This window comes from Microcoleus sp. CAWBG640 (assembly GCF_020883015.1).
Classification (GTDB): Bacteria; Cyanobacteriota; Cyanobacteriia; order Cyanobacteriales; family Microcoleaceae; genus Microcoleus; species Microcoleus anatoxicus.
Genome location: NZ_JAHRFC010000194.1, coordinates 1 through 2,704, shown reverse-complemented (window position 1 = coordinate 2,704; position 2,704 = coordinate 1). Strand labels below are relative to the sequence as shown.

Annotated in this window: 5 protein-coding genes; 4 read left to right on the top strand and 1 reads right to left on the bottom strand. The window is 42.8% G+C overall.

Annotated elements, in window-relative coordinates; translation table 11 throughout:
• On the bottom strand, positions 1-634 hold a 634-nt coding region (locus AAFP11_RS30175; RefSeq protein ID WP_341740308.1), incomplete at its 3' end, for a biotin/lipoyl-binding protein.
• Between the two features lie 453 nt (positions 635-1,087).
• On the opposite strand from AAFP11_RS30175, the gene AAFP11_RS30170 reads away from it, so the two are divergent.
• The 4 genes from AAFP11_RS30170 to AAFP11_RS30155 form a co-directional block, all read left to right on the top strand.
• Entirely contained in the window at positions 1,088-1,315 is a 228-nt protein-coding gene (locus tag AAFP11_RS30170; protein ID WP_341740307.1) for a secretion protein HlyD, read from the top strand.
• 144 nt (positions 1,316-1,459) lie between these two features.
• Positions 1,460-1,681: a hypothetical protein gene (locus tag AAFP11_RS30165; RefSeq protein ID WP_341740306.1), complete on the top strand. Its 222-nt coding sequence runs from the start codon at positions 1,460-1,462 to the stop codon at positions 1,679-1,681.
• A gap of 124 nt (positions 1,682-1,805) precedes the next feature.
• Entirely contained in the window at positions 1,806-1,964 is a 159-nt protein-coding gene (locus AAFP11_RS30160; RefSeq protein WP_341740305.1) for a hypothetical protein, read from the top strand.
• Positions 1,965-2,151: 187 nt separating this feature from the next.
• Positions 2,152-2,704 (top strand): cysteine peptidase family C39 domain-containing protein (locus AAFP11_RS30155; RefSeq protein WP_341740304.1); only part of this gene is annotated, 553 nt, incomplete at its 3' end.

Sequence of the window (2,704 nt, the reverse complement as noted above, 5' to 3'; positions counted from 1 at the left end):
CTGGAGATCTGACAACGCTATATTTGAGTTTTAATTCAACTTGATTTAGTTCTTTTTGAGCTTGAATCAATTGCTGTTGAATTGACGAGCGCTTCACCAGCAAAACCCGCCGACTTCTGCCTAATCGTTCAGCTACATCGGGCAAGGATGTTGCTAGTTTTACCAGAGCTGATTCCACTAATTTATCTACTGCGGAACTTTCATTTTGGATACTCTGAAATTGGGCGCTAGCTAAAATTTGATTCTCCAATTCCCGCAATTGGCGATTGATTTCATCGGCTGCTGTCTGAGACTGAGTGACAGTTTCTTGGAATTGCTTTTTTTGACTATCTAAACGGGATGCGTCCACAACGGCGATCGCATCTCCTTGTTTCACCACCTGATTTTCAGTAACTGCAATGCTTTCGACGGTGCCCTCTGTTGTCGCTTGTACAACGCGGACTTCTCCGGCGGGACGGACGATCGCATCTGCTTTAACTGTAGCACTGTATTTGGTGACGCTAGCAAGGGCGATCGCACCTCCAAATGTAGCCACCATCAAAATTCCCCCCAAACTTGTCCAGCGGCTGACAGGGGGCAAAAATTGGTTGTTCTCAAAGGTTTCAACGGATGGGGATTCGGGAAGAGGAGACATGGCGACAACAGGGTAAGAAGAGGAAAGATGGAAGATGGAAGATGGAAAAGGGAAGAAATTTAGGCGATCGCCTAATTAGCCCTAACGATTTCAGCAATTAATCATGTCCTAACCACGGTTCGGGTTGCTCTAAAAATTCCACATGGTGGCTAACTCGAAAAATCCTTATTTCTTTGAGCGCATTTATTTTGAAATTTCCGGATCGCCAGGATACATTTAGAAGTCTCAATCAAAATTCGTAGGCTACAGCCAAAAATCCGCACAGATTCCCTGAATGAGCATCCCAACTTCGCTCCCATATCGAGACTGGTAAAAAAACCGGGTTCTATTTTCATTACACGTAAGTATTGAATAGTCACCGAATCTTTGACTGAGATCGATCTCTCTGAGACAGAGGGACGAAAAAGTCTTGACTGCAAATTTTTGATTAATTAAATTCCCAAGGAGTTCATTATGTTTGAAAATCAACAACACTCACTGTTTACTGAACTAACAGATGCCGAATCAGCTACTGTCAGCGGTGGTAATAGGAGCAGCGGTGTCAGCGATCTTGACAGTAATAGCGATGCCAGCAATAGCAATGCAGATGATATCAATGGCTTCTTTTTTGTACCAGATGTCAGTCAACTTTATATGTACGATCCGAGTCGGCAGCGTCCGTATAAAACCATCGTGGTTTAGAAAAATAAGTCTAGGGGCTTAGTTGGGAAAATTTATCCGTAATATTCCGGAGATCCACCTGCTTTTAAGAAACATAGATCAGTATTTAAACGAAGCTAGAAAGTCGATCTAGTTTCTAGCTTGTGTCCAATTTGAGCGCATAAAATGGAGTCTATCATGAAAGAAACTAAAGACACCTCACTAGACAGCTCACTGTTTACTGACATCACCCCAGAAGCATCTGCCAGTGTCAACGGGGCTCATCGTTATCGTTATGTCAGCCGTCGTAGCAACTGCGATAACTACAGCTACAATCCCTACTTCGATGGTCGCCCAGTTCATGGGTACGTACACAATGTGTCCTATCGTCGCTACTACGACTGGTAACTGACTGTGAGAACTTCAGAAATTTTGGTGTAAAAATTCAGAAATTCCAATTTAAACGATGCTCTAGAATTTAGCTGAAATTTCTAATTATTGTCCAATTTTATCAGCTTAAAAGGAGTTTATCATGCAAGCAACTAAAGAGATCTCACTGTTTACTGAAATCACTGCTGAAGAATCTGCTAGTGTCAACGGTGGTTACTATGGCTGTTACCGTCCCCGTCGTCACATTGTATACCGCCGTAATCGTAACGGTACTTTCAGAGCAGTAGTTCGCTACTGGTAAATTTGAGGTCGGTTAATTCAGCTTTATAACTGTGAATCGAGGAAGTACCCATAACATTATGGGTGCTTTTTTCTGATTGAGTATCCGGCGATGTGTAATCTGTTTTAGGCTCTGGTGATGACAATAAATTGTCAAAAAATGTTGTGATTTTTCCAGAGAATACCATCTCCGAAAAAGTCAATAATTTATGAAATATCAGGTTGTTCTCCAGCATAGTGAAGAAGATTGCGGAGCTGCTTGCTTAGCTTCCATTGCTAAATTTTATGGTCAAAATTTGACTATTAGTCGTTTGCGAGAATTCGTCGGTACCGGTCAACAAGGGACGACTTTACTGGGGTTAAAACAAGGAGCTGAGGCGATCGGCTTTAATGCTCGATCGGTACGAGCAGCATCTACCATTTTAGACAAGCTGGATGATGCCCCTCTACCTGCTATTATTCACTGGAAAGGTTATCACTGGGTAGTTTTGTATGGAAAGCAGGGCAAAAAATATGCGATCGCCGATCCAGGAGTCGGCATTCGCTATGTTTCCAAAGAGGAATTAGCCACGGCTTGGACAGATTGGTTGTGCTTGCTGGTGGAACCAGATCCAGAGCGGTTTTTTGCCCAAGGAGAGAGTCAAGCATCCGCAAGTTCTCTACAGAGATGGATGCGACGCATTGGGATTTACCGCTCGATTTTGATGGAAGCATTTTTGCTAAATATAGTCTTAGGTTTGCTGTCAATTTCTTCGCCTTTTC